Annotated in this window: 22 protein-coding genes; 14 read left to right on the plus strand and 8 right to left on the minus strand. The window is 66.4% G+C overall.

The window, feature by feature from the left end:
• Positions 1-94 precede the first annotated feature (94 nt).
• The 4 genes from C8C95_RS19035 to C8C95_RS19050 all read left to right on the plus strand — a co-directional run bounded on the left by C8C95_RS19035 (position 95) and on the right by C8C95_RS19050 (position 3,819).
• Complete coding sequence (locus tag C8C95_RS19035) at positions 95-1,096, plus strand: NADP-dependent oxidoreductase (protein ID WP_116749597.1); 1,002 nt, start codon at positions 95-97, stop codon at positions 1,094-1,096.
• 131 nt (positions 1,097-1,227) lie between these two features.
• Positions 1,228-1,935, plus strand: a complete 708-nt coding sequence (locus C8C95_RS19040; RefSeq protein ID WP_116749598.1) for an SDR family oxidoreductase — start codon at positions 1,228-1,230, stop codon at positions 1,933-1,935.
• Between the two features lie 399 nt (positions 1,936-2,334).
• Entirely contained in the window at positions 2,335-2,739 is a 405-nt protein-coding gene (locus C8C95_RS19045; RefSeq protein WP_116749599.1) for a GreA/GreB family elongation factor, read from the plus strand.
• Between the two features lie 123 nt (positions 2,740-2,862).
• Positions 2,863-3,819 carry a universal stress protein gene (locus tag C8C95_RS19050; RefSeq protein WP_116749600.1) on the plus strand — a complete coding sequence of 319 codons (957 nt, stop codon included), beginning with the start codon at positions 2,863-2,865 and terminating at the stop codon, positions 3,817-3,819.
• Positions 3,820-3,875: 56 nt separating this feature from the next.
• On the opposite strand, the gene C8C95_RS19055 is transcribed toward C8C95_RS19050, so the two are convergent.
• The gene (locus tag C8C95_RS19055; RefSeq protein WP_056744280.1) at positions 3,876-5,240 is read right to left on the minus strand and encodes an LLM class flavin-dependent oxidoreductase; all 1,365 of its coding nucleotides are present in this window, start codon (positions 5,238-5,240) and stop codon (positions 3,876-3,878) included.
• Positions 5,241-5,364: 124 nt separating this feature from the next.
• A complete protein-coding gene (locus C8C95_RS19060) occupies positions 5,365-6,222 on the minus strand; it encodes a TauD/TfdA family dioxygenase (protein ID WP_108497574.1) in 858 nt (285 codons plus the stop codon).
• Positions 6,223-6,501: 279 nt separating this feature from the next.
• Between C8C95_RS19060 and C8C95_RS19065 the strand changes: the two genes are divergently transcribed.
• The 7 genes from C8C95_RS19065 (at position 6,502) to C8C95_RS19095 (ending at position 14,211) form a co-directional block, all read left to right on the plus strand.
• Positions 6,502-7,608: an ABC transporter substrate-binding protein gene (locus tag C8C95_RS19065; RefSeq protein WP_116749601.1), complete on the plus strand. Its 1,107-nt coding sequence runs from the start codon at positions 6,502-6,504 to the stop codon at positions 7,606-7,608.
• 282 nt (positions 7,609-7,890) lie between these two features.
• Complete coding sequence (locus tag C8C95_RS19070) at positions 7,891-8,772, plus strand: ABC transporter permease (protein WP_108497572.1); 882 nt, start codon at positions 7,891-7,893, stop codon at positions 8,770-8,772.
• Positions 8,773-8,785: 13 nt separating this feature from the next.
• Positions 8,786-9,589, plus strand: coding sequence for an ABC transporter permease (locus C8C95_RS19075; RefSeq protein ID WP_099729984.1), 804 nt, complete (start codon positions 8,786-8,788; stop codon positions 9,587-9,589).
• 142 nt (positions 9,590-9,731) lie between these two features.
• The gene (locus tag C8C95_RS19080) at positions 9,732-10,565 is read left to right on the plus strand and encodes an ABC transporter ATP-binding protein (protein ID WP_116749602.1); all 834 of its coding nucleotides are present in this window, start codon (positions 9,732-9,734) and stop codon (positions 10,563-10,565) included.
• Between the two features lie 36 nt (positions 10,566-10,601).
• A complete protein-coding gene (locus tag C8C95_RS19085; RefSeq protein WP_116749603.1) occupies positions 10,602-11,696 on the plus strand; it encodes an ABC transporter substrate-binding protein in 1,095 nt (364 codons plus the stop codon).
• Positions 11,693-13,051, plus strand: coding sequence for a sulfatase-like hydrolase/transferase (locus C8C95_RS19090; protein ID WP_116749604.1), 1,359 nt, complete (start codon positions 11,693-11,695; stop codon positions 13,049-13,051). The genes C8C95_RS19085 and C8C95_RS19090 overlap by 4 nt, the downstream gene beginning before the upstream one ends.
• A 191-nt stretch (positions 13,052-13,242) precedes the next feature.
• Positions 13,243-14,211, plus strand: coding sequence for a CysB family HTH-type transcriptional regulator (locus C8C95_RS19095; RefSeq protein WP_056744295.1), 969 nt, complete (start codon positions 13,243-13,245; stop codon positions 14,209-14,211).
• Between the two features lie 58 nt (positions 14,212-14,269).
• Here the strand turns inward: C8C95_RS19095 and C8C95_RS19100 are convergent, their stop codons facing one another.
• Positions 14,270-15,910, minus strand: a complete 1,641-nt coding sequence (locus tag C8C95_RS19100) for an argininosuccinate lyase (protein WP_116749605.1) — start codon at positions 15,908-15,910, stop codon at positions 14,270-14,272.
• A 174-nt stretch (positions 15,911-16,084) separates the two neighbouring features.
• Between C8C95_RS19100 and C8C95_RS19105 the strand changes: the two genes are divergently transcribed.
• The gene (locus C8C95_RS19105) at positions 16,085-17,041 is read left to right on the plus strand and encodes a LysR substrate-binding domain-containing protein (RefSeq protein WP_116749606.1); all 957 of its coding nucleotides are present in this window, start codon (positions 16,085-16,087) and stop codon (positions 17,039-17,041) included.
• A gap of 42 nt (positions 17,042-17,083) precedes the next feature.
• Here C8C95_RS19105 and C8C95_RS19110 read toward each other — a convergent pair whose 3' ends face one another.
• The gene (locus C8C95_RS19110) at positions 17,084-17,959 is read right to left on the minus strand and encodes a LysR family transcriptional regulator (protein ID WP_116750359.1); all 876 of its coding nucleotides are present in this window, start codon (positions 17,957-17,959) and stop codon (positions 17,084-17,086) included.
• Between the two features lie 109 nt (positions 17,960-18,068).
• Between C8C95_RS19110 and C8C95_RS19115 the strand changes: the two genes are divergently transcribed.
• The gene (locus C8C95_RS19115) at positions 18,069-19,079 is read left to right on the plus strand and encodes a zinc-dependent alcohol dehydrogenase family protein (RefSeq protein WP_116749607.1); all 1,011 of its coding nucleotides are present in this window, start codon (positions 18,069-18,071) and stop codon (positions 19,077-19,079) included.
• Entirely contained in the window at positions 19,076-19,507 is a 432-nt protein-coding gene (locus C8C95_RS19120; protein WP_243415723.1) for a nuclear transport factor 2 family protein, read from the plus strand. Before C8C95_RS19115 ends, C8C95_RS19120 begins: the two co-directional genes overlap by 4 nt.
• A gap of 177 nt (positions 19,508-19,684) precedes the next feature.
• On the opposite strand, the gene C8C95_RS19125 is transcribed toward C8C95_RS19120, so the two are convergent.
• The 4 genes from C8C95_RS19125 to C8C95_RS19140 all read right to left on the minus strand — a co-directional run bounded on the left by C8C95_RS19125 (position 19,685) and on the right by C8C95_RS19140 (position 23,281).
• Positions 19,685-20,221: a hypothetical protein gene (locus C8C95_RS19125; RefSeq protein ID WP_110958943.1), complete on the minus strand. Its 537-nt coding sequence runs from the start codon at positions 20,219-20,221 to the stop codon at positions 19,685-19,687.
• 120 nt (positions 20,222-20,341) lie between these two features.
• Positions 20,342-21,115: a YkgJ family cysteine cluster protein gene (locus C8C95_RS19130; RefSeq protein WP_116749608.1), complete on the minus strand. Its 774-nt coding sequence runs from the start codon at positions 21,113-21,115 to the stop codon at positions 20,342-20,344.
• Positions 21,112-22,602, minus strand: a complete 1,491-nt coding sequence (locus tag C8C95_RS19135) for a sensor histidine kinase (protein ID WP_116749609.1) — start codon at positions 22,600-22,602, stop codon at positions 21,112-21,114. The genes C8C95_RS19130 and C8C95_RS19135 overlap by 4 nt, the downstream gene beginning before the upstream one ends.
• Positions 22,583-23,281 (minus strand): response regulator transcription factor, encoded by a 699-nt coding sequence (locus C8C95_RS19140; protein ID WP_116749610.1) that lies wholly within the window; start codon positions 23,279-23,281, stop codon positions 22,583-22,585. Before C8C95_RS19140 ends, C8C95_RS19135 begins: the two co-directional genes overlap by 20 nt.
• Between the last annotated feature and the right edge of the window lie 28 nt (positions 23,282-23,309).

Consider the following 23,309-nt stretch of genomic DNA (forward strand, 5'->3'; position numbering starts at 1 on the left):
TGCGTCATGGAGGGGCGGCATTTTTGGTGAAGCCTCTCCAGTCCACGTGGCTCTGCCGCGCGGCCATGCAATCCCTTGCAGCAAAGGAAACCCCATGAAAGCGTTTGTCCTGGATCGGTATGCCAAAAAGGGCGTGCTCAGGCCTACTGATGTTCCCGCTCCCTCCCTCCGCGACGATGAGGTGCTGGTGGAGGTCCATGCAGCGGGCGTCAACCCGCTCGACGCCAAGATCCGAGATGGTGAGTTCAAGCTCCTCCTGCCTTACAAGATGCCGCTCATCCTTGGGCACGATGTGGCGGGTGTGGTGGTGCGGGTAGGGCCGCGCGTGCAGCAGTTCAAGCCGGGGGACGAGGTCTATGCCCGGGCGGACGACTTTCACATCGGCACCTTTGCGGAGCTGATTGCGGTCAAGGAGTCTTCGCTGGCCTTCAAGCCCCGCAGCCTGACCATGGAAGAGGCAGCGTCGATCCCGCTGGTGGGTTTGACGGCATGGCAGGCGCTGGTGGAGAAGGCCCAGGTCAGCAAAGGGCAGAAGGTTTTTATCCAGGCAGGGTCGGGGGGGCTCGGCAGCATCGCCATCCAGCTGGCCAAGCACTTGGGCGCCACCGTGGCCACCACTGCCAGCGCGAGCAGTTCCGCACTGGTCCAAAGCCTGGGCGCGGACGTTGTCATCGACTACCGCCAGCAAGATTTTGAAAACGTGCTGCGCAACTATGACGTGGTGCTGCACAGCCAGGACAGCAAGGCGCTGGCCAAGTCCCTGCGCGTGCTCAAGCGCGGAGGCCAACTTGTCTCCGTCTCGGGCCCGCCCGATCCCGCATTCGGCGAAACCCTTCATGCGTCGGGCTTCTTGCGGATGGTGTTCCGGCTGTTGAGCGCCGGTACCCGGCGCCGTGCCCAAGTGCTGGGCATTGGCTACTCGTTCCTGTTCATGCGTGCGCAGGGCAGCCAGCTGCAGGAAATCACGCGTCTGGTGGATGCAGGGGCCATACGCCCGGTGATCGACAAGGTGTTTCCCTTCGATGCAACCAACGAAGCCATCGCCTACGTGGAAACCGGCCGTGCCAAGGGCAAGGTCGTGGTCAAGTTGCGCTGAGCTGCTCGCTTGCTGCTGCCTCGCATCTATCTCCCATTTATCTCGCACCTATCGAGCCCTCACTCCATATCCATCCCTTGCTCAGCCCTCGCATATCCCTGTTCAGTCTCACCCCAACCCTGGAGATTCCCATGAAGATCGAAAACGCTGTTGTCCTCGTCACCGGTGCCAATCGCGGCATTGGCCTGGCCTTTGTTCGCGAGCTGCTCGCACGCGGTGCGCGCAAGGTCTACGCCGCCGCGCGCGATCCGTCCACCATCGTCCCGCAACCCGGCGTGCAGGCTTTGCGCCTGGACGTCAACAACCCCGAAGAGGTGGCGGCTGCCGCCGCGCAGGCGTCTGACGTGACTTTGGTGATCAACAACGCGGGCATCGCCCAGCCCGGCGGGTTTCTGGCGGCCGACAGCGAAGAGGTCATGCGCCGCATCTTTGAGACCAATGTCTTTGGCGTGCTGCGTGTCAGCAAAGCCTTTGCCCCGGTCCTGCAGTCCAACGGAGGCGGGGCGCTGCTCAACGTGCTGTCTGTGGCGTCGTGGGTGAATGGCGGCGAGCTGGCTGCTTACTCGGCCAGCAAGTCTGCGGCCTGGTCGCTCACCAATGCACTGCGCCATGAGCTGGCCGCGCAAAACACGCAGGTCCTGGGCCTGCACATGGCGTATGTGGATACCGACCTAACGCGCGGCTTTGACGTGCCCAAGACCAGCCCGGTTCAGATCGTTCGGCGCGCGCTGGATGGCCTGGAAGCAGGCGCGGACGAGGTGCTGGCCGATGAACTCACACAGCATGTCAAGCTCGCGATGACAGCCACGCGACCCAGCTACCTGCCGCAAGTGGCCTGAGTGCGCCGTGCAGGGCCCACCCAGCTGGCGTGACGCTCTGGGTGGCCCCTGGTGGCGACAAAGATCGGCCACCCGGCCACCCAGCCGCCGGGTATCTGGCAAGAACCCTGGGGCTATTGCCCCCAGAACCGCCCGTGTTGCCTACACTCGGGCCCATGACGACCCTTCTGGTTTGCCCTTTTGCCGCCCTGGCTGTGCTGCCCCGCGCAGCGGCCTGCGCGCGAGCGGTGGCCAAGAAGAACGCGCGTCGTCAGCTGACGCCAGCACATTCCTGAGCCCGGCGGCACCCTCTCTCCTCATCCCCTTGTAGCGCAACCATCCACCGCCGGGCACCAGCCAAGCGCGGTAGCGGCCGTCTTGTCCCCACGGGGCACCGCCGCATTCGATGGAGTGCTTTGTATGCATGCAGTTGTGACCCCTGGCGAGCGCACGCTCACCGACCTGGACTATTCGCGCCTGACCAAGCTGGTCGGCAACCGGCCAGCCCCCTTGCTGGACGACCTGCTGGCCAACGCCGATATCACCAGCCCGCGCACCGTGCGGGCAGACGTGGTCACCATGAATTCACGCGTGGAACTGGTGGACCAGCACACCCACCGGCGCCAGGTGCTGACCCTGTGCTACCCGCAGGACGCTGAGCCTGCGGCGGGCTTCATCTCGGTGCTGTCGCCGGTCGGCATCAGCCTGCTGGGCTTGCGGGCCGGGGACGTGGCCCGTTGGCAAACGCCCCATGGCGAAGATTGCTCCGCCACCATCGAAAGCATCCAGTACCAGCCCGAGGCCACAGGCGACTACCTCACCTAGTCGCCTTTGCACGCCGGCCCGCTGCGGGCCGTACCACCAGATCACTTCTCACCAGACCGGCGCCAATCGCACTGGCAGCCGTTGGAGGAGTGCGCGTTGTTCACCACAGAAGGACGTACCCCCATGACCCCTCGTTCCATCCTTGCCGTCACCGACTTTTCTGAACATGGAGGGCACGCGCTGGCGCGTGCGGCGCTGCTGGGCGCAGAGCATCGGGCTGCGTTGCAGCTGGTGTATCTCTCCCAACCCGGCGAAGTGCCGCCACCCGACGTGGCCGTGCGACTGTCGCACCATGCGCTGCAGATTCGGCAGCGCCACCAGATTCCTGTTGATGCCGGAACACGCATGGATTGCACGGTGGCGGATATCGCCCGCGCGGCAGCGGGTCACGACCTGGTGGTGTGGGGCATGGCCCCGCAGCGCGGGTTGCGTGCCTGGTTCGGCGCGCACCCTGCGATCCAGTTGCTCCGTGCCTGCCAGCGCCCCGTGATCGTGGTGCGTAGCGCAGCGGCACAACCCTACCAGAGCCTGATGGTGGCGGTGGACTTTTCTCAGGCTTCGCATCGCCTGGTGGATCTGGGCCTGGCGCTCCACCCCCGCGCACGTGTGGAACTGTTCCATGCCGTCAGCACTGCCAATGAGGGCAAGCTGCGTTATGCCGAAGTGTCGGAACGCGCCATCCAGATCTACCGCGAGCAGTGCAGGCGCCATGCGCAGGACCGCATGTTCACGCTGACCGACTCGTACGATGCGCGGCGCAACCGGCTTTCATCCTCCATAGGCCGGGGCGACCCGGCGCGGCAGGTGCTGGTGGCGCAGCAAGGGGTCGGGGCCGACCTGATCGTTGTGGGCAAGCATCCCGCGTCCCGGTGGGCAGACTGGCTGTTCGAGCGCGTTGCGCAACGCATCCTGCGTGAAGCCCGCACGGACGTGCTGGTGGTACCGCACGGCTTTCGGTCCGCATCCCGGGGGGCCGCCCTGAAACGCCTGGCGACCGATCTGCCCGTGCGCCGTGTCAAGGCAGGCCAGCCGCGCCTGCCGAGTCATCCCAACCCTGCGGCGCTGCAGGGTGGCACATGACGAAGGAGCCCTGTGGACAGCCCTGCCGAGGTCCTTGGGATCGGCGTGCATGAGGCCTAGGCCGCCTTCGCGAGCAGCGTTGTGTACCGGCTCGCGGGCCGTGCCAGGCCCAGGTTCTCCCGCAGGGTGGTGCCTTCGTAGGCGGTGCGAAACAGGCCGCGCCGCTGCAGTTCAGGCACCACCAGGTCCACAAACTCGTTGAGTGATTGGGGCAATACAGGCGGCATCACGTTGAAGCCGTCCGCCGCCCCGTTCTCAAACCATTCCTGCATGCGGTCGGCAATGGTCTCGGGTGTACCGATCACCACCCAGTGGCCGCGTGCACCGGCGAGGTATTCGTACAGCTGACGCACGGTGTACTTCTCTCGCCGGGCCAGCTCCAGCACCACGTGGGCGCGGCTGTTGATGCCCTTGGGTGGCTCGGGGATGTACGGCGGAGGTGCGTCAAGGTTCCACTTCGACAGGTCCTCTCCGGGCCAGAAGGGGGTGAGAGTGGCCAGGCCCACACTGGGGTGGATCAGGGCCTGCAGCTCGGCCCACTTGGCCTGGGCTTCTGCCTCGGTGCGGCCAATCACGGGGGAGATGCCGGGAAGCACCAGCAGTTCTTCAGGACTGCGGCCGTACTTGGCCATGCGACCCTTCACATCCTTGTAGAAGGCCTGGGCCTCGGCCAGGCTGGTCCAGGCGGTGAAGATGGCTTCGGCCGTCGCGGCGGCCAGTTCCTTGCCGTCTTCCGAAGAGCCGGCTTGCACAATCACTGGGTGGCCTTGCACCGAGCGCTCGATGTTGAGCGGCCCTTGCACCTTGAGGTGTTTGCCCACGTGGTTGAGTGCGTGCAGCTTGTCGGGGTCAAAGTAGATGCCGCTTGTCTGGTCGCGCACCAGGGCGTCGTCGTCAAAGCTGTCCCACAGCCCCTTGACCACGTCCACAAATTCGTGGGCGCGCTCGTACCGCGTGGCAGGGTCCGGGTGCGTGTCCAGGCCAAAGTTGCCGTGCACGTTTTCGGCGCTGGTGGTCACCACGTTCCAGGCGGCCCGGCCCTTGCTGATGTGGTCCAGCGACGCAAACTTGCGCGCCAGCAGGTAGGGGTCTTCGTAGGTGGTGGAGGCTGTGGCCACAAAGCCGATGTGCTTGGTGACGACCGACAGCGCTGCCCACAGCGTCACGGGCTCGAAGTGCGAGATACGTCCCTGGCGGCTGAAGGACTCGCGGTCGCCCTTGTGCCACACGCCGGGGCTGTCGGCCACGAACACCTGGTCAAACAGGCCACGTTCGGCGGTTTTGGCGACCTCGATGTAGTGATCGATGTTGACACCTGAATCGACCTGCGAGCCTGGGTGGCGCCAGGCGGCCACGTGGTGGCCCGTGGCCATGATGAAAGCGCCGAGGCGCAGTTTTCTGGATGTGTCGGGTTGGGTCATGTGAGATTCCAAACTTGTGGAGATGGCTCGCGGCCTTCGACACTGGCGCGGCCCAGGCCAGTGCACCCGTGGAACCGGCTTTGGTCCCCCTAAGGGGGATGGCGCCGAAGGCGACTCAGGGGGGCTACTCGGTAATAGTGATGCGATGCAGTTTGCGGTGCTGCGGGAAGAAGTCGCCCACTGCGTAGTGCTGAGTGGAGCGGTTGTCCCACACGGCCAGCGTGCCAGGCGCCCAGCGCAGGCGGGCCTGGAACTCGGCCACCTGCGGCAGGGCAAACAGCTGGGTCAGCAGCGCATCGCTGTGCGTGCGGTGCAGGCCCTTGATGTGGCTGGTGAAGGTGGGGTTCACGTACAGGATCTTCTTGCCCGTGACGGGGTGCACGCGCACCACGGGGTGCTCCACGGGCGGGTACTTGGCGCGGGCGGCCTTCAGTTCTTCGCCGCTGGCGTCCTTGCGCAGCAGGTACTCCGTCCAGCCACTGATCTCCCAGGTGTGCACGGCCGTGAGCGTTTCCAGGTAAGCCTGGAAGGCGGGCGGCAGACTGGCGTACGCGGCCGTGAGGCTGGCCCACAGCGTGTCGCCGCCGCTGGCCGGGATCACCTGTGCATAGAGGCTGGTGCCCAGCGGCGGTTGCTCGCGCCAGGTGATGTCCGCATGCCATTGGTTGGACGCCTTGGGGCGCTCGGCCGTGCTCTCCACGATCTCGATCTCAGGGTGGCTCTCCAGCCGGGGGAAGAACGCCTTCACCTCGGCCACATTGCCAAAGCTGCGGGTGAAGTCCACCTGCTGCTGCGGCGTGATGTGCTGGTCGCGGAAGAACAGCACCTCGTGCACGGCCAGTGCCTGGCGCAGCTCGGCCTGCGTGGCGGCGTCCAGGGGCTGGCGCAGGTCCAGCTCGTGGATGACTGCCCCGATGGTGGGGGTGTAGGGCTCTACCGCAAAGCGGGTGAACGTGGGGTGCAAATCGTTGATCTTGGACATGGCGCTGCTTTCTGAAACGGTGGGGTGATGAAAGAGAACTCCCACACGATTGGGACAGCGCAAAGGACGCGCATCAACGAAGCAGTTCGCATATGCATAGTCGGAAAACTGCGCCTTGCACTGGCGCGCGTGGGCCTGCCATCCGCAAATTTGGATATCTGTTTTTGGTCGTTGGCCCACGCGCAGGGCCTGCCTAGAGTGATCGGCGACGTGTGCAGCACATTGCGCACGCACACCGGAACGACAACAGGCAAAACAACAGGCACGAAGGGTCAACAGATGAAAAAAACGCAATGGAAAACAGCGCTCTGGGCGGCTGCCACGACAGCCAGCGCAGCGGTGGCCCTGGGCCTGTGGGCGGGTAGCGCAGCCGCACAGGCGCAAGATCCCCTGAAGGTGATCCGCATCGGCATCGCCACCGGCGGTGTGGGCAGCGACCCGGTGCGCCATGGTGGCACCTCGGCCGCGCTGGCCTACACCGATGGCGGGCTGGAAGAAGAGTTCAAGAAGGACGGCGTGAAGGTGCAATGGACCTTCTTCAAGGGCGCAGGCCCGGCCGTCAATGAGGCACTGGTCAACAAGCAACTGGACTTTGCGTGGCAGGGCGACCTGCCCTCTATCGTGCACCGGGCCAGTGACGTGAAGACCAAGATCATTCTGGGCAGTGGCGTGCGCGGCGGGCTCTACCTTGCGGTGCCGCCCGACTCCAACATCCGCCGCCTGGAAGACCTCAAGGGCCGCAAGGTGGCCGTATTCAAGGGCACGAACCTGCATCTGGCAGCCGTGCGCGCGCTGGCCGACAAGGGTCTGAGCGAGCGCGATGTGAAACTGCTCAATCTGGATTTGCCCAGCGCTGAGGCGGCGTTGGTCAGCAAGGACATCGACGCCGCATTTGGCTATGTGGGTTTTTTCAAGCTGCGTGACCAGGGCCTGGCCAAGGTGGTGTGGTCGGCTGCAGAAGATTCCTACAAGTACACCCGCCAGACGGCGCTGCTGGTGACCGACGACTTCGCCGCCCGCCACCCCAAGGCGGTGGAGCGCGTGGTCAAGACGGTGGTGCTGTACGCCCATAAATATTCCGACGAAAATCGCCGAGCCGACCTGTTTGCGCAGTGGGGCAAGGCCGAGTACGCCGAGAAGGTGTGGCGCGAAGACTTCATTGGCCAGCCGCTGCGCGTGCGCCTGTCGCCACTGCTCGACCCATTTCTGGTGGCGCGCTACAAGGACGCGGCTGACGAGGCCCACAAGCTCAAACTCATCCGCAAGAAGCCAGAGATCGATAGCTGGTTTGACCGCCGCTATCTGAACGCTGCTCTCAAGGAACTGAAACTGGAGAGCTACTGGCCCGTGTATGGCGCCAACGGGGATCTGGTCGCCGCCCCTTGATCCAGGTCTCCAATCCGAACCACGGTGTCCAAGCCCGGGAAAAAGCCACTCACCACCGCTCGTTGCAACCCGCCCGCACCTTGTGCGCGGCGGGTTTTTTGTGCCTGCGCCGAGGCAACCTCATAACGCAGGCGTCGCTGCTCATGCCGCAAACATCTTTGTCATTGCATATGAGTATTAACCATTTATTTTTATAACAAACGTCTTTTACATTTCTTTTGGTTGTTATCGATGGCGCTGCGCTCACCCCAGGTGGTAGCAGCTCCACCACCCACAAAGGAAATGCAAAAGATGGCGATACCCGCACTGAACGCGGCCGGGCCAGGCAGCCCCGTGAGCCCGCTGGACGCGCTGCCGGATGCCCCCACGCGCCGCCCCGTAGCGGCAAGGCAAAACGCTGCCTGGACTTGGGCGAGGCGTTCGCTCTGGGCCTGGCCCTTTCCGCTGGCCGTGCTGGCGCTGTGGCAGCTCTCCGCCCTGTGGGGCTGGGTGCCCGAGCAGGTGCTGCCCCCGCCCGCCGCCGTGTTCAAGGTGTTTGGCGAGCTGCTGGCCAGCGGAGAGTTGTGGGACCACCTGCGCATCAGCATGGTCCGTGTGTTTGCGGGCTTTGGCATCGGCCTGTCGCTGGGCCTGGTGCTGGGTGGTGCCATGGGCCTGTCGCCGACATTCCGTGACTACTTCTTCCCATTGTTCAAGGCCTTCAGCCAGGTGCCGGTGATCGGCTGGCTGCCGCTGCTGATCCTGGTGGTGGGCATTGACGAGGGGCTCAAGTTTCTGCTGATCGCCAAGGCGGCCCTGGTGCCGGTGGCCATCAACACCTGCCAGGGCATTCAGAACGTGCCAAACCGGCTGGTGGAGGTGGCGCGTGTGTATGGCTTCACCCGCTGGCAGATGCTGCGCAGGGTGGTGTTTCCGGCGGCTACGGCACCCATCTGGAACGGCGTGCGCTATGGCCTCACGCATGCCTGGCTGGCGCTGGTGGTGGTGGAGCTGCTGGCGTCATCGGAGGGCATTGGGTTCCTCATCGTCTATGGCCGCCAGCTCTTTCAGCTGGACGTGGTGCTGGCCGCCGTGCTGGCCGTGGGCATCGTGGGGTTTGTGATCGACAAGCTGCTCGCCGTGTCCGAGGCCTGGCTGCTGCGCTGGCGCAAGCCGGGTTTGTGAACGGGGTGTGCCAATGTCTTCTGTGAACGTGCAACGCAACGTGTTCCAAAAAGTGCCCGCACGCCTGCGGGGCTGGGTGCTGCCCGTGCTGATCCTGGCGGTGTGGTGGGCGGTGGTGGCTTCGGGGGCGTCCGATTCGCCCCTGCTGGTATCGCCATTGGCCGTATGGCAGCGCGGTGTGGGCCAGGTTGTCAGCGGCGAACTGTGGGTGGCCTTGTCGGCCAGCCTGTGGCGCATGGCCTGGGGGTTCGGCATTGGCTCCGGCATCGGGCTGGCGGTGGGTGCGCTGCTGGGCTGGTCGCGCTGGGCCGAGCGGCTGGTGGGGCCCACGTTCCACACGCTCAAGCAGATCTCGCTGTTTGCGTGGATTCCGATGCTGTCGATGTGGTTTGGCCTGGGCGATACCGCCAAGGTAGCGTTTGTGGCCATGGCGGCGTTCTTTCCGGTGGTGCTCAACACGCTGGAGGGCCTGCGCAGCGTGCCGCGTGAGTACCTGGAGGTGGCCCGCGTGTACGAGTTCAGCGTGTGGCAAACGTTGCGCCGTGTGGTGGCGCCAGCCGCCGCGCCCTCACTGTTTACTGGCATCCAGCTCTCCCTCATCTACAGCTGGCTGGCCACGCTAGGGGCCGAATACCTGCTGGCCTCTGGCAAGGGCATTGGCAACACGCTGATCGATGGGCGCGAGCATTTCTGGATGGACCTGGTGCTGTTTGGCGTGGTGGTGGTGGGCCTGGTGGGCTTTGTACTGAACGCGCTGCTGGCCGCACTGGAAAAGCGCCTGCTGGCCTGGCGTGATCGCACGATCGCAAGGTATTGAGCCCCCTGAGGCGCTGCGCGCCATCCCCCTCAGGGGGACGCCCCCAGGGGCCTGGCAAAGCCAGCTCCCCGGGGGCACTGGCCTGGGCCGCGCCAGTTGCGGGCCATTGCTGAGAACAACGTCATTTGAAAAGGAACACACCATGGCACACGCCGGTACCCTGGCCATTCGCGGCCTGAACAAGCAGTACGAGGTCAAGGGCGAAGCCCTGCCCGTGCTGCAGGACATCCACCTCACCATCGAGCCCGGCGAGTTCGTGAGCATCGTGGGCTCGAGCGGCTGCGGCAAGTCCACGCTGCTGCGGCTGGTGATTGGCCTGGAGGGCGATTACCAGGGCGAGATCCTGCTCAACGGCCAGCGCATTGTGGGCACCAGCCTCAACCGGGGGATCGTGTTCCAGGAGCACCGCTTGTTCCCCTGGCTCACGGTCGAGAAGAACGTGGCGCTGGGCCTGCTCAACTCCAGCCTGACCGAAGGCCAGCAGCGCGCCACCGTGCGCGAGCACATTGCGCTGGTGGGCCTGCAAGGTTTTGAGACGGCCTACCCGCACCAGCTCTCGGGCGGCATGTCGCAGCGCGTGGCCATTGCGCGGGCGCTGGTCAACCGGCCCGACATCCTGCTGCTGGACGAACCCTTTGGCGCACTCGACGCCATGACCCGTGCCCACCTGCAGCAGGAGCTGCACCGCATCTGGCAGCAGGAGGGCATCACCATGATCCTGGTGACCCATGACGTGGAAGAGGCCGTGTACCTGGGCGACCGCGTGGTCGTGATGGAGCCGCGCCCCGGCCGCATCCGCCGCACCGTGCCGGTGGGGCTGCCCCATCCGCGCGAGCGCACCTCCCACGCGTTCACCGCCATCAAGGACAGCGTGCTGCGCGAGTTCTCCGGCCACCCGGCGGCCGACCTGGCCGAGCCGCCGCTCAAGCGCGGCGAGCAGCTGGCGCCTGCCGCGCAGTGGCAATTTGCCGTTTGATTGTTTGTTCCCCTTTTACCGATCCCCGAGATTCCCATGACACAACAAAACCCCCTCGCTTTTTCCACGCGCCGTTCGCTGCTGGTGGCTGGCGCTGCCGCATTGGCTGCCCCCATGGTGCTGCGCGCCCAGTCGCCCGCCAAGGTCATCCGCATCGGCTCGCCCGACCTGGGTACGGCCGGCAAGCCCTCGCCGGGCGGCAGCGTGTTTGCGGTGCTGCAGGCCAACAAGTGGCTGGAAGATGAATTTGCCAAGGACGGCATCAAGATCGAGTGGAACTTCTTTCGCGGCGCAGGCCCGGCCGTGCACGAGGCGCTGTCGGCCAAGCAGCTCGACATCGTCTCTCTGGGCGACCTTGCCGCCGTCATTGGCCGCGCGCGCGGTCTGCCCACCCGCTTCATTGCGGCCACGGGCCGGGGCAGCAACAGCTATCTGGCCACGGCGCCGGGCGTGAGCATCAAGACCGTGGCCGATCTCAAGGGCAAGAAGGTCACGGTGCTCAAGGGCACCGCCTACCAGCGCACCTTCGACAACCTGCTGGCCACGGCGGGCCTGACCGAAAAGGACGTGAAGCTCATCAACATGGACTGGCCCACCTCCAAGGCCGCCGTGGTGGCCGGGCAGATCGACGCCACGTTCGGGGGCTCGGACCTGTTTCTGCTCAAACCGCAGGGAGTGCAGATTGCGCTGAGCACCAAGGGCCGTGGACCGGACTACACCATCAACTCCGGCATCCTGGCCACCGAAGATTTCGTTGCACAGAACCCGCAGCTCACCCAGCGCCTGGTGACCCAGCTGGTGCGCGCCGCCCACTGGTCTTCGCAAGAGGGCAACCGCGAGGCGCTCATCAAGCTGTACGCCGACAACAGCGGCAACCCCGAGCTTTCGTTCCGCGAAGAACTGGCGGGCGACAACCTGAACGCCCGATATTCGCCGCTGCTCGACGAGGGCTTCATCGCCGGTTATCAGGGCGTGCTGGATGACGGCGTCAAGCTGGGGCTGATCCGCCAGACGTTTGACGTGAAGGCCTGGTTCCAGCCCGCCTTCGTGCAGCAGGCCCTCAAGGACCTCAAGCTCGACAAGCAGTGGCGCGAGACCGATGCCGCCGGCAAGGCTAAGGGGGCTGCATGAGCATCACCACCAATGTGGCCGCCTCCGCATCCACCCAAGCGCCCAACATCGTCTTTATCCTGGCCGACGACCTGGGCTGGGCCGACCTGAGCGTGTACGGCCAGGCCGACTTCACCACGCCGCACCTGGATACGCTGGCGGGCGAGGGCGTGCGCTTTACCCAGGCCTATGCCAACTCGGCTGTGTGCTCGGCCACGCGGTTTGCGCTCATCACCGGGCGCAACCAGTACCGGCTGCGCGGCGGGCTGGAGGAACCCTTGGTGCGCAAGGCCCATGTGCACGGCCTGCCGCCCGAGCACCCCACGCTGCCATCGTTGCTGCGCGATGCGGGCTATGACACGGCGCTGATTGGCAAGTGGCACCTGGGCAGCCTGCCCACCTTCGGCCCGCTCAAGAGTGGCTACGACCGCTTCTTTGGCAACTATGGCGGTGCCATCGACTACTTCACGCACAAGCCCGGCGTGGGCGATGCCGTGGCGCGCGATTTGTACGAAGGCGAGGTGCCGGTGGAGCGCGTGGGCTACTACACCCAGCTGCTGGCCGATGAGGCCACGCGCTGGATCGGCGAGCGCAGCGCGGCCAAGCCGTTCTTTCTGTCGCTGCACTTCACCGCACCCCACTGGCCCTGGGTGGGTCCGGAGGACGAAGAGATCTCGCTGGGCCTGAAGGACCTCTTCCACTACGACGGCGGCAACCTGGCCACCTATGCGCGCATGGTGCGCTCGCTCGACAAGGCAGTGGGCCAGGTGCTGGATGCCCTCAAGGCACAAGGCCTGGCCGACAACACCATCGTCGTCTTCACCAGCGACAACGGCGGCGAGCGCTTTTCCAAGACCTGGCCCTTCACCGGCCAGAAGACCGAGCTGCTCGAAGGCGGCATCCGCGTGCCCACGCTGCTGCGCTGGCCTGCGCGCATTGCACCGCAGGTGAGCGACCAGGTCACCGCCACCATGGACTGGCTGCCCACGCTGCTGGCCGCTGCGGGCGTGGCGCCCCATGCCGACTACCCGCCCGACGGCGAGGACATCCTGCCAGTGCTGCTGGGCGATGCGCCCGCACACCCGCGCACGCTGTTCTGGCGTTACAAGTCGCAGCGCCAGCGCGCCGTGCGCGAGGGCCGCTTCAAGTACCTGCGCATCAACGACAACGAGTTTTTGTTCGACGTGGAAGACGACACGCTGGAGCGCGCCAACCTGCGCCACAAGCACCCCGAAGTGTTTGAACGCCTGCGCACGGCGTGGGAGCAGTGGAATGCGCAGTTCCTGCCCATCACCGACGAGGTCATCACCCACGGGCTGTCGCCCGACATCCAGGCCGACCGCTATGTGCCCGGCCTGTCCCAGCGGGGCATGTAAGGCCCGCACGGGCAAAAACCAAAGAAAAGTGAATGATGCGCTAGTGGAATATGCGCTTGATGCTATCAAAAACATAGTATTTATAGGCCCCTGCGCTACGGGCTGTCTGGCTACGGAACGCATGGGGCCGTCGCCAACACGGTCCCCGCGCGGTGGCAGTCACATCGACATTGTGAGACCGGCTTTTATCCATGAATTTTCAGCAACTGCGCTCTGTGCGCGAAACCGTGCGGCGGGGCTTCAACCTGACCGAAGTGGCACACATCCTGCACACCTCGCAGCCCGGGGTGAGCCGCCAGATCCGTGAGCTGGAGGAAGAGCTGGGCGTGGAGATTTTTGTGCGGGCGGGCAAGCGCCTCACGGGCCTGACACCGCCTGGCGAAGTGCTGCTGCCCACGGTAGAGCGCCTGCTGCTGGAGGCCGACAACCTCAGGCGCGCTGGTCAGGACTTCAGCGACAGCGCGCAGGGGCGCCTGTCGGTGGCGGCCACGCACTCGCAGGCGCGTTATGCGCTGCCCCAGGTGGTGCGCGACTTTCGGGCGTTGTTCCCGCAGGTGTCGCTGCACCTGCACCAGGGCTCGCCCCGCCAGGTGGCAGAGATGCTGTTGTCCGGCGAGGCCGACATCGGCGTGGCCACCGAGGCGCTGGCCGGCTACGACGCCCTGGTCACCCTGCCGTGCTACCGCTGGACGCACAGCATCGTGGTTCCCCCGGGCCACCGCCTGCTCGATCTGCCCGGCCCGGTGACGCTGGAGCAATTGGCGCAATACCCCATCATCACCTACGAGCTGGGCTACACCGGCCGTGCGCACATCGACGAGGCCTTTGCGCGCGAAGGCATTGCGCCCGACATCGTGCTCACCGCCATGGACGCTGACGTGATCAAGACCTATGTAGAGCTGGACATGGGCGTGGGCATCGTCGCGTCCATCGCGGTCGATGAAGAGCGCGACCGCCACCTGCGGCTCATCGACGCGGGCCATCTGTTCGAGGTCAACCTCACCCGCCTGGGCCTGCGGCGCGGCGCCTGGCTGCGCGGCTATGCCTACCGGTTCATTGAAAGCTTTGTGCCGACGCTCACGCGCGAAGCGGTCGAAAAAGCGGTGCAGCAGGGCGGTGATGGCGTGGCAGATGACACCGACGGACGCAGGCTGGAATGACACCGGCGACGCCGCCGGTTTCTTTTTCTCCTCAGGCCCGCCCCCGGGCATCCCCCGTTCAGGGCAATGACTTCACGCCCTCAAACGCCGCGTTCAGCGCCGCCTCGGCGGCCAGCAGGCGCTGTCGGGCTTCACCCGACCAGGCGCGGTCCTTGGCCAGCGTGTCCTTGGCAGCGGCCACCATGCGCGCGACCTCCTGGGGCTGGGGGCCGCCTGTGCCGGTGCGGGTCTGCACCATCTCGGCGGGGGACAGGGCGCGGCGGAATTCCTTCTCCGTGAGCGGCAGGCGCTGGTCCTTGATGTCGTACTTTTTGCCGGCTTCGCGGTAGATGCGCACGGCTTCGGCGTACGGAAAGTCCTTGGGCCGGATGTTGCGTTCCTTGGCATACACCACCACGTCCGACGCAAAGTGGTGGCCCACCCGGAACGGAATGGCATGGGTGCGCTGCAGGGTTTCGGCCAGCTCCATCGACGTGGTCCATTCGGATTCCAGTTCGTCCAGCGCGCGGGCCGGGTCGATGCGCAGCGAGTCCAGCACATCGGCCAACTGCTGCAGCATCTCCACGCCCTGGACAAAAGTCTTGGCGCTACCGGGGCTCCAGGTGTTCTTGTAGTCGATCATGCCGGGCGTGACGTTATGGGCGCGCCACAGCGATGCCTGGGCCGACGCCACCACATCGCTGGCCTTGGCGCGGGTGTTCTGGATGATGCCCGGGTTCGCTTTCTGCGGCATGGCGCTGCTGGTGTAGGTCTTGGAGCTCGCCAGCAGCAGCCATGGCCGGGTCTGGTGGTACTGGGTGTGCACATCCTGCATGAAAGCGCCCACGCGGATGGCGGTGGAGCTGGCGATGGACGTGGCCTCGATCGGGATGTCGTAGGTGCTGATCTGCCCCGCATCCAGCGAGTTGACGATGAGCCCGTCAAACCCCAGCAGTTGCGCCAGGCGCTCCCGATTGATGCCCCAGCTGGAGTTGGCCAGCACCGCCGTGCCCATGGGGCTGAGGTTGATGCGGGCATAGGCCTCGCGGATGCGTGCCGAGTCGCGGGCGAACGAATCGGCAAACGCCATGAGGTAGTGCCCATAGCTGATGGGCATGGCCTGCACGCCATTGGTGTAGGCGGGCACATAGGTGGCGGTGTGCGCCTGTGCGATGGTGATGAGCCGTGCGCGCACCTGGTCCAGCGCATCGGCAAAGTCCAGCATCTCCAGGCGCAACTGCGCGGCGTTCAAGGTGGAGTGGATGTCCTGGCGACTGCGTCCGGTGTGGATCAGCGTGGCCTCGGGGCCCACGGCGTCCGTGATGATCTTCTCGACCTGCAGCACATCGGTGGGGCGCTTGCCGCCCGGGGCCGTCGCCTGCGTGATCGACAACTCCACGCCCCTCGCAATGCGGCCCGCCTGGGCTTTGGGGATGATGCCTTGCTCCACGTTGACCACGGTCGATGCCATGTTGATGCGGCCAAACCAGTAGAAGGTGTCCTGCGACTTGGACAAGGCGCTGGTGGCGTCCCCCTTGACCAGCCCCTGGATCTTGGCGACCTGTGCCTGGCATTCGGCGGTGGTCTTGCAGGCGGTGTCCAGGGTGTCAGCGGCCTGTGCCTGGCCCATGGCCAGGAGTGCGCCCACGACCGGGGCGAGCAGGAAGTGGGTGGGGCGCAAGGTGATCGTGCGCAGGGGCTGGCGCTGAGGTGATGGCATGGTGGTTTGTCTCCTGAGATCTCTTGCATCCAGCGGCAGGCTGGTGCTGGAATAATATTCGTTAATTGAATGCATCTGGCGTGGGTTTGCCCCTTGCCAGCGCGCGATCGTTCCATAGCAGGCGCCGCAAGGCCAATGCTTGTTTTTCAAGTGAATTCAATTTCTGAATAGCTCATGCCAGATTTGACGCCTTCCGTCCTGTTCAACCGCATCCTGGGGCGGGTGCGCCTCAAGCACCTGCAGCTGGCCATTGCGATCGCCGACCTGCAGAGCCTGCACCGGGCGGCTTCCTCCATTGGCCTGAGCCAGCCCGCCGCGACCCATGCGCTGGTCGAGCTGGAAAGCTCTCTGGGCGGGCCTCTGTTCGAGCGGCACTCCAAGGGCATGCGCTTGACCCGCCTGGGAGAGGCGGTCCTGCCGCTGTTGCGCGCATCGCTGGTTCCGCTCCAGGCCGCCGCAGGCAATGCTGCGCTGTTGCAGCAGGGCGCAGCGTCTGCGCTGATCCGCATTGGCAGCATTGCGGCGGGCATCAACGGCCTGCTCACGATGGCCATCCCGACCTACGTTGCCGTACATCCGGATGCGGCCATCGATGTCCACGAGGTCACGATCGACAATTTGCTGGAGAGCATCCAGGAGGGGACGCTGGACCTGGCCATCTGCCGCGAACCGACCCCGCTGCCGCAAGGGTTCGCGTTTTGCGCCGCGCTGCAGGATGGGTTTGTGGTGGCCTGTCGCCCGGAGCATCCTCTGACCCGGCAGGCCACCGTCACCGCCGCAGAGCTGCTGGCGCAGCGCTGGCTGGCCCCACCCCTGACCGGGCTGGGACCCCAGCAGGTGGAGAGCCTCTTCGATGAACTGGGTGGTGTGCCCGAGCTGTGCCGCGTGTCGAGCCGTTCGACCGAGATTGCATACGCCATGCTGGCCGACAGCGACATGCTGATGTGCGCGCCCGCCAGCCTGCTGCGGCCGCTGGTTCAGCGTGGAGAGCTGGCGGTGTTGCCGTGGAAGTCACAGGCGGTGGGGCCGCTGGGCATCTTGGTCAAGGCAGATGTGCTGGCGCACCAGAGCCACCCGTGTCACAGCTTCATCGAGCATGTGCTGGCCGTTGGGGCGGGGCTGGGTCGCTGACCGCCATCAGCCAAGCGCTGCGACGGCGCTCCCGGCGTTTTGTCAGCCGCCCTGGTCGCCTGCATCGCCCTGAGCAGGGCCCAGCGCTTGCATCAGCATTTCCACCAGCGCGCGCAGCCGGGGCACCCGGCGCAGGTCCCGGTGGTAACCCAGCCACACATCGCGCCCTGGCGGCGCTGGGGTACGTTCCACCCTTTGCAGGCCGGGGTGCGAGTCACCCAACGGGCAAGGCAGTACGGCCAGGCCCGCGCCCGATGCGCAGGCCACGGCCTGCACGTGCCGGTTGTTGCTGCGAAACGCGATGCGCGCCGAAGGAAAGGCCTCGCGCAGCCAGGCCGCGTCCGGCATCTCGCTGAATCCCAGGTCCATGGTGATGAGGCGAACGTCCGTATCGTCCGTGGGCATGTCTGCGCCCCGCTGCATGTACAGCGCATAGGGCACATGCATCAGCCGCCGCTGTATCACATCGGGCTCGTCAAAAGGAACGATGCGCGCCACCAGGTCCGCCTCGCGGCGCGCCAGGCTGAAGAGGCGCGCATCGGTCAGGAGTTCGATGGTGACCCGAGGGTGGTTGTTGGTAAACGCTGCGCAAAGCGGCGCCAGCACATGCAGACCAAACCAGTCGGAGGTCGATACCCGCAGCGCGCCTTCCAGCTGCTGGTCTGCGCCGTCCAGTTGGCGGGAGAACGACAGCGCCTGCGCTTCCATGCCCTCGGCGTGGCGCAGCACGGCGGCTCCTTCGTCGGTCAAGACGAAGCCCTCGGAAGTCCGCTGGAACAGGGTGTGGCCCAGAGAAAGCTCCAGCGCCTTCAGCCTGCGGCCCATGGTGGGCTGGCTTTGTTGGAGGGCGCGGCCTGCGGCACCCAGCGTGCCGTGCCGGGCAATGGCCAAGAACACCTGTACATCATCCCAGTTCATCGGCTGCATCATACAAAAGTGAATGGAAAGGTTTCAATCTTGTGGCTTTTCATTCAAAAGAGAAAGGTGAAAACTGGCGGCACTGTTCAACCCCACGAAGGAAAACGCCATGTCCACCCCTACCGCCCCCACCATGCAGGCCCTGGTGCTCGCCGCCCCCAACGGCGCATTGACCTCTACCTGGCTGCCGCGGCCACAGCCCGACGCAGGCCAGGTGCTGGTCCACATCCACGCCAGCAGTGTGAACCCGCTGGACACCAAGATCCGCGCCGGCGCCGCCGAGCACGCCCAGCAACCACTGCCCGCCGTTTTGGGCATGGACCTCGCGGGCGTGGTGGAGGAGGTGGGGCAGGGCGTCTCTCGCTTCAAGGTGGGGGATGCGGTGTATGGCTTTACCGGCGGCATCGGCGGGCTGCAAGGCAGCCTGGCGCAATACGCAGCGGTGGATGCCCGGCTGCTGGCCCACAAGCCAGGCCGGCTGACCATGCGCCAGGCAGCGGCCTTGCCGCTGGTCTTCATCACCGCCTGGGAGGGCCTGGTAGACCGCGCCAACGTGCGCAGCGGGCACAAGGTGCTGGTGCACGGCGGCGCCGGTGGCGTGGGCCATGTGGCCGTGCAGCTGGCCCGTGCGCGGGGTGCCGAGGTGTTTGCCACGGGCACGGCTGCGCAGGCCGGTTACATCCGGTCCCTGGGCGCGACGCCCATCGACCATGAAGCAACCTCGGTCGAGGCCTATGTCAACGCGTTCACCGACGGCCAGGGTTTCGATATCGTTTACGACACCGTCGGGGGGCCGGTGCTGGATGCGTCGTTTGTGGCCGTCCGCCGCTACTCGGGCCATGTTGTGACGTCGCTGGGCTGGGGCACCCACAAGCTGGCGCCCCTGTCGTTCCGGGGCGCGACCTTCTCGGGCGTGTTCACGCTGCTTCCCATCCTCACCGGGGAGTTTCGCGAACACCATGGCGAGATCATGGAGCAGGCCACCACGCTTGCGGAAGCGGGGCAACTGGTGCCGTTGCTGGACCCGACCAGCTTCACGCTGGATACGGCCGAAGCGGCACACGCTCTGGTCGCCGAGGGCCGTGCCCGCGGCAAGGTGGTGGTGAGCGTGCTGCCATGAGCAAGCCAGGCCAACCCTTTGCAGAAAGTGCCAGCGCGCCAGCCAGCGGGGACGACGCAGCAGCCACGCGGCGTGGCGCGATGGACCCCACGCACGAACACCTGCGGTGCGTGGCCGATGCGTTGATCGCCGCCACCAATGCGTTTGCGGTGGAGCAGGTGCTCGGCCTTTTTGCGCATGACGCCGTGATCGACGACCCCTCCACGGGCCAACTTTTTGATGGCCATGCCGGAATACGCCGCTATGTAGAACAGTACTTCGTTGGCTACCAGACGGTGACCCGGTTCCTGTCGATGCAACGCATCGGGCCGCAGCGCGCGAGGGTGCGGGTGGACTTCACGGGGGATTTTGGTCATGAGATCGGCAACCTGGACATCTCCGTGGATGCGCAGGGCTTGATCGCTCAGCTGGATGCCGACCTGGAATGAGCGGTGTGGATGGCTTGGCTACGCGGCGACCCTCAGGGCTGGCGTACGACGCCAGGCTGCACCGGGCTGCACGAGGCAGCGTTGGGCTGTGTTGAAGCGGAATTTGAGCAAAAACGGCCTCAGGCGCTAGTGAATCATGCCCTGGCAGCTATCGAAAAGAGAGCATTTTGATCCGACTCAACGCGGCAGGCACCCCGCAAACCCCCTGGGCCCTGCTGCTGAGACATCCGCCAGCGTCACGGCCTCCAGCCGGTCGTTCTGCCCCGGTATCTTCGTCAGCCGCTGGCCGTTTTGCCAGCGCCATTGGGTGCCGTCAAAGCTGTAGATGAAGGTGTGCGTGCGGTTGGACAGCAGGTGTGCGGGGGTGAGGGTGATGGCCTGGGCAGCGGCTTGCGTCGGTGCATGAGCCTGGGCCTCGTTGTCCTTGATGACGAGCTTGCCCACATAAGGCGTCACAGTGGATTCGGTGCGTGTGACTTCGGGCTGGACCAGGGCGGGGCTGTAACCGGTCAGGGTCCAGTCGCCCGCTGCACCGGGCAGTACATGGGGTTGCCGTGCGGCCAGGAACTGGGTGCAGGCGGTGGTGATGGCATCGAAGCCGGTGGTGGCGGGGCCGGTGGCTTCGGGCTTGTTGCAGCCTGCGAGGCCCGCCGCCACAGCGGCAGCGGCTGCCAGCTGGAGGAGGGCGCAGGGGCGGATTGGGGGCTGGGTCATCGGGCGTGAGGCGGTGGTTCGTTGCGCAGCTTGGCCGCACGGCCAGACTGTTGCGGGGCTGGCTGCATTGTGGGCGGCTGGCCGCGGCGGGTCTTGACGGATATCAAGGCGCACAGGCTTTTACGGCGGCGTGCCGCGCAGGGCCAGCGCGCCTTCATCACCCCGGTACCAGCGCAGCAGGGCGCCAGCTGGGGGCGACGCTGTGCCATCCAGCGCTGCCAGCACGGCGGCGTTGAGTTCGTGGGCGCTGGCGGGCAGGGGCTGGTCGCGGTAGGCCAGGGCGGTGCCCGCCATCAGTGCTTCGGCGTCCACCAGCAGGCGCAGGTTCTGCGGGATGGTGGGCGACTGCTCTGCACAGTGCGCAGCCGACAAGGAATGCGCCTTGCGGCAGGCAGCGGGGCGCACGCTGTAGATGGCGCACCGGTCATGGACGAGAAAGCTGCAGGGCTGGCGCGTGGTGCCCACGCTTGCCGCCGCCGCATGCTGTTGCAGACGCCGCAGGGTTGTCGCTTGGTCTGCGCTGGGCAGCGTCTGCAGGTGCTGGGCAATGTGCAGCACCTCGGGGTCGGTCGCCTCCACGCGCAGGTGACAGCAGTGCGCGCAGCCCGCTTGGCATGCTGGCTGGGGGCCGTTGGTGCGGGCCTGTTCGGCCACGGTGTCCAGGCCCTGGTGCAGTTGCGCAATGAAATCGACTGCAGCCTGGGCTGCGGATTCGGTGGCGTCGGGGGCCTGGCCGGTGGCGATGGCGCCGGTGCCATGGGCTGCTGTACCTTGCACGGCATTTGTCTGTGCTGCCCGCAGGGCCCGCCCGGCCGCGCTGCGCACGCGGGCGATGGACTGCAGGAAGGCCGCTCGCTCTGCCTCGGTCAGTGCTGGGTCGGGCGGGCTCGTCATGGGGTTGTGGGGAGCGTGCTGGAGGGGGCAGGCGCATTGGGCGCCAACGGCAGCCACACGCTGGCCGCTAGGCCAGATCCGTCGGTTGTGTCGCTGGCTGCCGCCAGTTCCAGCCGTCCTTCCATCAGCTGCACATACCGCGCCACGATGGCCAGGCCCAGCCCTGCACCCTGGCCCAGGCGCTGGCCCTGGTCGCCCTGCGCCCAGCGCTGTTGCAGCTGCTGCGCCAGCGTGGCGTCCACGCCGGGGCCGTTGTCGGTCACGCGCAGCACGCCAAAGCCGGGCTCGGTGTGCAGCGCCACGGTGATGCGGGGCGGCGTGCCGCGCCCGTAGCGCAGTGCGTTGTCCAGCAGGTTGTTCAGGATGCCTTCGACCAGCGCCGTGTTGCCCCGCACCACCACGGCCTGGTCCAGCCCCTCGGCGCCCAGGTCCACCCCCAGGGCATCGGCGCGTGGCAGGTAGCGCAGCAGCACGTCGCGCACCAGCGTGTGCAAGGCCAAGGGCTGCAACGTCAGCGCGATGCCACCCTCGGCCGCGCGGGCCAGGGCCAGCAGCTGGTCCACGGTGCGGCTGGCACGCTGTTCGGCTTGGGCGATGCCCTCGATTTCGCTGCGCCAGACGGCCGGGTCGTTGTGGGCCAGCGCGTGGGCGGCCTGGGCGCGGATGCCTGCGAGCGGAGTGCGCAGCTCGTGCGCCACGTTGCCCGCAAACTCGCGCTGCGCATGCAGGCTTTGCTGCACGCGTGCCAGCAAGCCGTCCAGGGCCACGCCCAGGCGTTGCACGTCGCTGGTGCTGGCCTGCTGCGTCAGCGCCGGAGGCAGGGGTTGCAGGTCGGCGGCGTCGCGCTGGTCCATGGCGTCTTGCAGCGCCCCCAGCGGGTGCAGGTCGCGCTCTATGCCGCGCAGCAGCCATGACCCCAGCACCACCAGCAGCCACAGCTGGGCAAGGCCCGAGTACACCAGCAGCCTGCGCAGCAGCTGCGTGCGCTCTGCCGTGGTCTGCGCGATGACGACGGTGAACGACGGCGGCCCCGCAATCTGCAAGGTGGCGCGCCGCATCTCGCGCCCGTCTTGCGAGAGGTGAGAAAACGCGTGGCTGCTGCCCGCCGCCACCACGCCCGGCGCCAGGTGCGAGTCGCCAGCGATGAAACTGCCGTCGGCGGCATACACCGCAAACCACACGGTTTCGCTCTGGTCAAAACGCAGCAGGCCCACCTCGCGCGGGGTGAGGTCGAGCTGCAGAAGGGTGCCTGGTGGGTCAGCCGCCTGGCCGCCGCGCACATGGGCCGCCAGCGCGTGGGCGTCGTCCAGCAAGGCGCGGTCAAACGCCTCGGCCACAAAGTGGTTGCCCACGCCCAGCACCACGGTGCTGCCCAGCCCCCAGATCAGCACCAGCGACAGCAGCACGCGCCGGCCTATGCGCTGGCGCAGGTCAGGCGGCTGCGGGTGCAGCGGTGCGGTGCCGGGTTCAGGGCTGGCCAACGTCATCCTCTAGCACGTAGCCCAGTCCGCGCAGCGTGCGGATGGCCGCACCGCTGCCTGCAATCTTGCGCCGCAGGCGCGAGAACGAGGCCTCCAGCGCGTTTTCGCCCACCACTTCGCCGCCGTCCGACAGGCGCGAGGACAGGTCGCCCTTGCTCAGCACACGGCCGGGCGGGGTCATCAGCTCCCACAGCAGGTCGAACTCGCGCGCGGGCAGCTCCAGCGGTTGCCCGGCCACGCTGACGCGGCGCGCCTGGCGGTCCAACACCAGCTGGCCCACGGTGACGATGTCGGCGGTGCCGCTGGCGCGCCGCAGCAGCGCGCGCAGGCGCGCTTCCACCTCTTTGAGTTCATAGGGCTTGCCCAGATAGTCGTCGGCGCCGGCGTCCAGCCCGGCAATGCGCTCCTCGGTGCTGTCGCGGGCACTGAGCACCAGCACGGGAGTGCGGTCGCCGCGCGCACGGGCGCTGCGCAGGGCGGTGAGGCCGCTGCCCAGGCCGCTGCGCGCGTGGGCAGCGTGGGGCAGGTTCAGGTCCAGCAGCACGGCGTCGAAAGCCTGTACGGCCCACCAGTGCTGGGCTTCTTCGACGGTATGGGCCAGCTCGACGCGGTGGCCCGCGTTTTCGAGGCCCTGGGCCATGGTGCGGCTGAGCACCGGGTCGTCTTCCACCAAGAGGAGGCGCATGGAGGTCGGGGTTCTACGTGAAATTACG

It is taken from the genome of Acidovorax sp. 99 (assembly GCF_003096455.1).
Taxonomy (GTDB): domain Bacteria; phylum Pseudomonadota; class Gammaproteobacteria; order Burkholderiales; family Burkholderiaceae_C; genus Acidovorax; species Acidovorax delafieldii.

What these genes read in the sequence shown, in the direction of transcription:
- C8C95_RS19055 (WP_056744280.1), bottom strand. Translation starts at nt 5,240, where the DNA reads ATGACCCAACCCGACACATCCAGAAAACTGCGCCTCGGCGCTTTCATC.
- C8C95_RS19115 (WP_116749607.1), top strand. Translation starts at nt 18,069, where the DNA reads ATGTCCACCCCTACCGCCCCCACCATGCAGGCCCTGGTGCTCGCCGCC.
- C8C95_RS19085 (WP_116749603.1), top strand. Translation starts at nt 10,602, where the DNA reads ATGACACAACAAAACCCCCTCGCTTTTTCCACGCGCCGTTCGCTGCTG.
- C8C95_RS19075 (WP_099729984.1), top strand. Translation starts at nt 8,786, where the DNA reads ATGTCTTCTGTGAACGTGCAACGCAACGTGTTCCAAAAAGTGCCCGCA.
- C8C95_RS19040 (WP_116749598.1), top strand. Translation starts at nt 1,228, where the DNA reads ATGAAGATCGAAAACGCTGTTGTCCTCGTCACCGGTGCCAATCGCGGC.
- C8C95_RS19100 (WP_116749605.1), bottom strand. Translation starts at nt 15,910, where the DNA reads ATGCCATCACCTCAGCGCCAGCCCCTGCGCACGATCACCTTGCGCCCC.
- C8C95_RS19125 (WP_110958943.1), bottom strand. Translation starts at nt 20,221, where the DNA reads ATGACCCAGCCCCCAATCCGCCCCTGCGCCCTCCTCCAGCTGGCAGCC.
- C8C95_RS19060 (WP_108497574.1), bottom strand. Translation starts at nt 6,222, where the DNA reads ATGTCCAAGATCAACGATTTGCACCCCACGTTCACCCGCTTTGCGGTA.
- C8C95_RS19120 (WP_243415723.1), top strand. Translation starts at nt 19,076, where the DNA reads ATGAGCAAGCCAGGCCAACCCTTTGCAGAAAGTGCCAGCGCGCCAGCC.
- C8C95_RS19110 (WP_116750359.1), bottom strand. Translation starts at nt 17,959, where the DNA reads ATGAACTGGGATGATGTACAGGTGTTCTTGGCCATTGCCCGGCACGGC.
- C8C95_RS19105 (WP_116749606.1), top strand. Translation starts at nt 16,085, where the DNA reads ATGCCAGATTTGACGCCTTCCGTCCTGTTCAACCGCATCCTGGGGCGG.
- C8C95_RS19135 (WP_116749609.1), bottom strand. Translation starts at nt 22,602, where the DNA reads ATGACGTTGGCCAGCCCTGAACCCGGCACCGCACCGCTGCACCCGCAG.
- C8C95_RS19070 (WP_108497572.1), top strand. Translation starts at nt 7,891, where the DNA reads ATGCAAAAGATGGCGATACCCGCACTGAACGCGGCCGGGCCAGGCAGC.
- C8C95_RS19045 (WP_116749599.1), top strand. Translation starts at nt 2,335, where the DNA reads ATGCATGCAGTTGTGACCCCTGGCGAGCGCACGCTCACCGACCTGGAC.
- C8C95_RS19065 (WP_116749601.1), top strand. Translation starts at nt 6,502, where the DNA reads ATGAAAAAAACGCAATGGAAAACAGCGCTCTGGGCGGCTGCCACGACA.
- C8C95_RS19130 (WP_116749608.1), bottom strand. Translation starts at nt 21,115, where the DNA reads ATGACGAGCCCGCCCGACCCAGCACTGACCGAGGCAGAGCGAGCGGCC.
- C8C95_RS19080 (WP_116749602.1), top strand. Translation starts at nt 9,732, where the DNA reads ATGGCACACGCCGGTACCCTGGCCATTCGCGGCCTGAACAAGCAGTAC.
- C8C95_RS19050 (WP_116749600.1), top strand. Translation starts at nt 2,863, where the DNA reads ATGACCCCTCGTTCCATCCTTGCCGTCACCGACTTTTCTGAACATGGA.
- C8C95_RS19095 (WP_056744295.1), top strand. Translation starts at nt 13,243, where the DNA reads ATGAATTTTCAGCAACTGCGCTCTGTGCGCGAAACCGTGCGGCGGGGC.
- C8C95_RS19140 (WP_116749610.1), bottom strand. Translation starts at nt 23,281, where the DNA reads ATGCGCCTCCTCTTGGTGGAAGACGACCCGGTGCTCAGCCGCACCATG.
- C8C95_RS19090 (WP_116749604.1), top strand. Translation starts at nt 11,693, where the DNA reads ATGAGCATCACCACCAATGTGGCCGCCTCCGCATCCACCCAAGCGCCC.
- C8C95_RS19035 (WP_116749597.1), top strand. Translation starts at nt 95, where the DNA reads ATGAAAGCGTTTGTCCTGGATCGGTATGCCAAAAAGGGCGTGCTCAGG.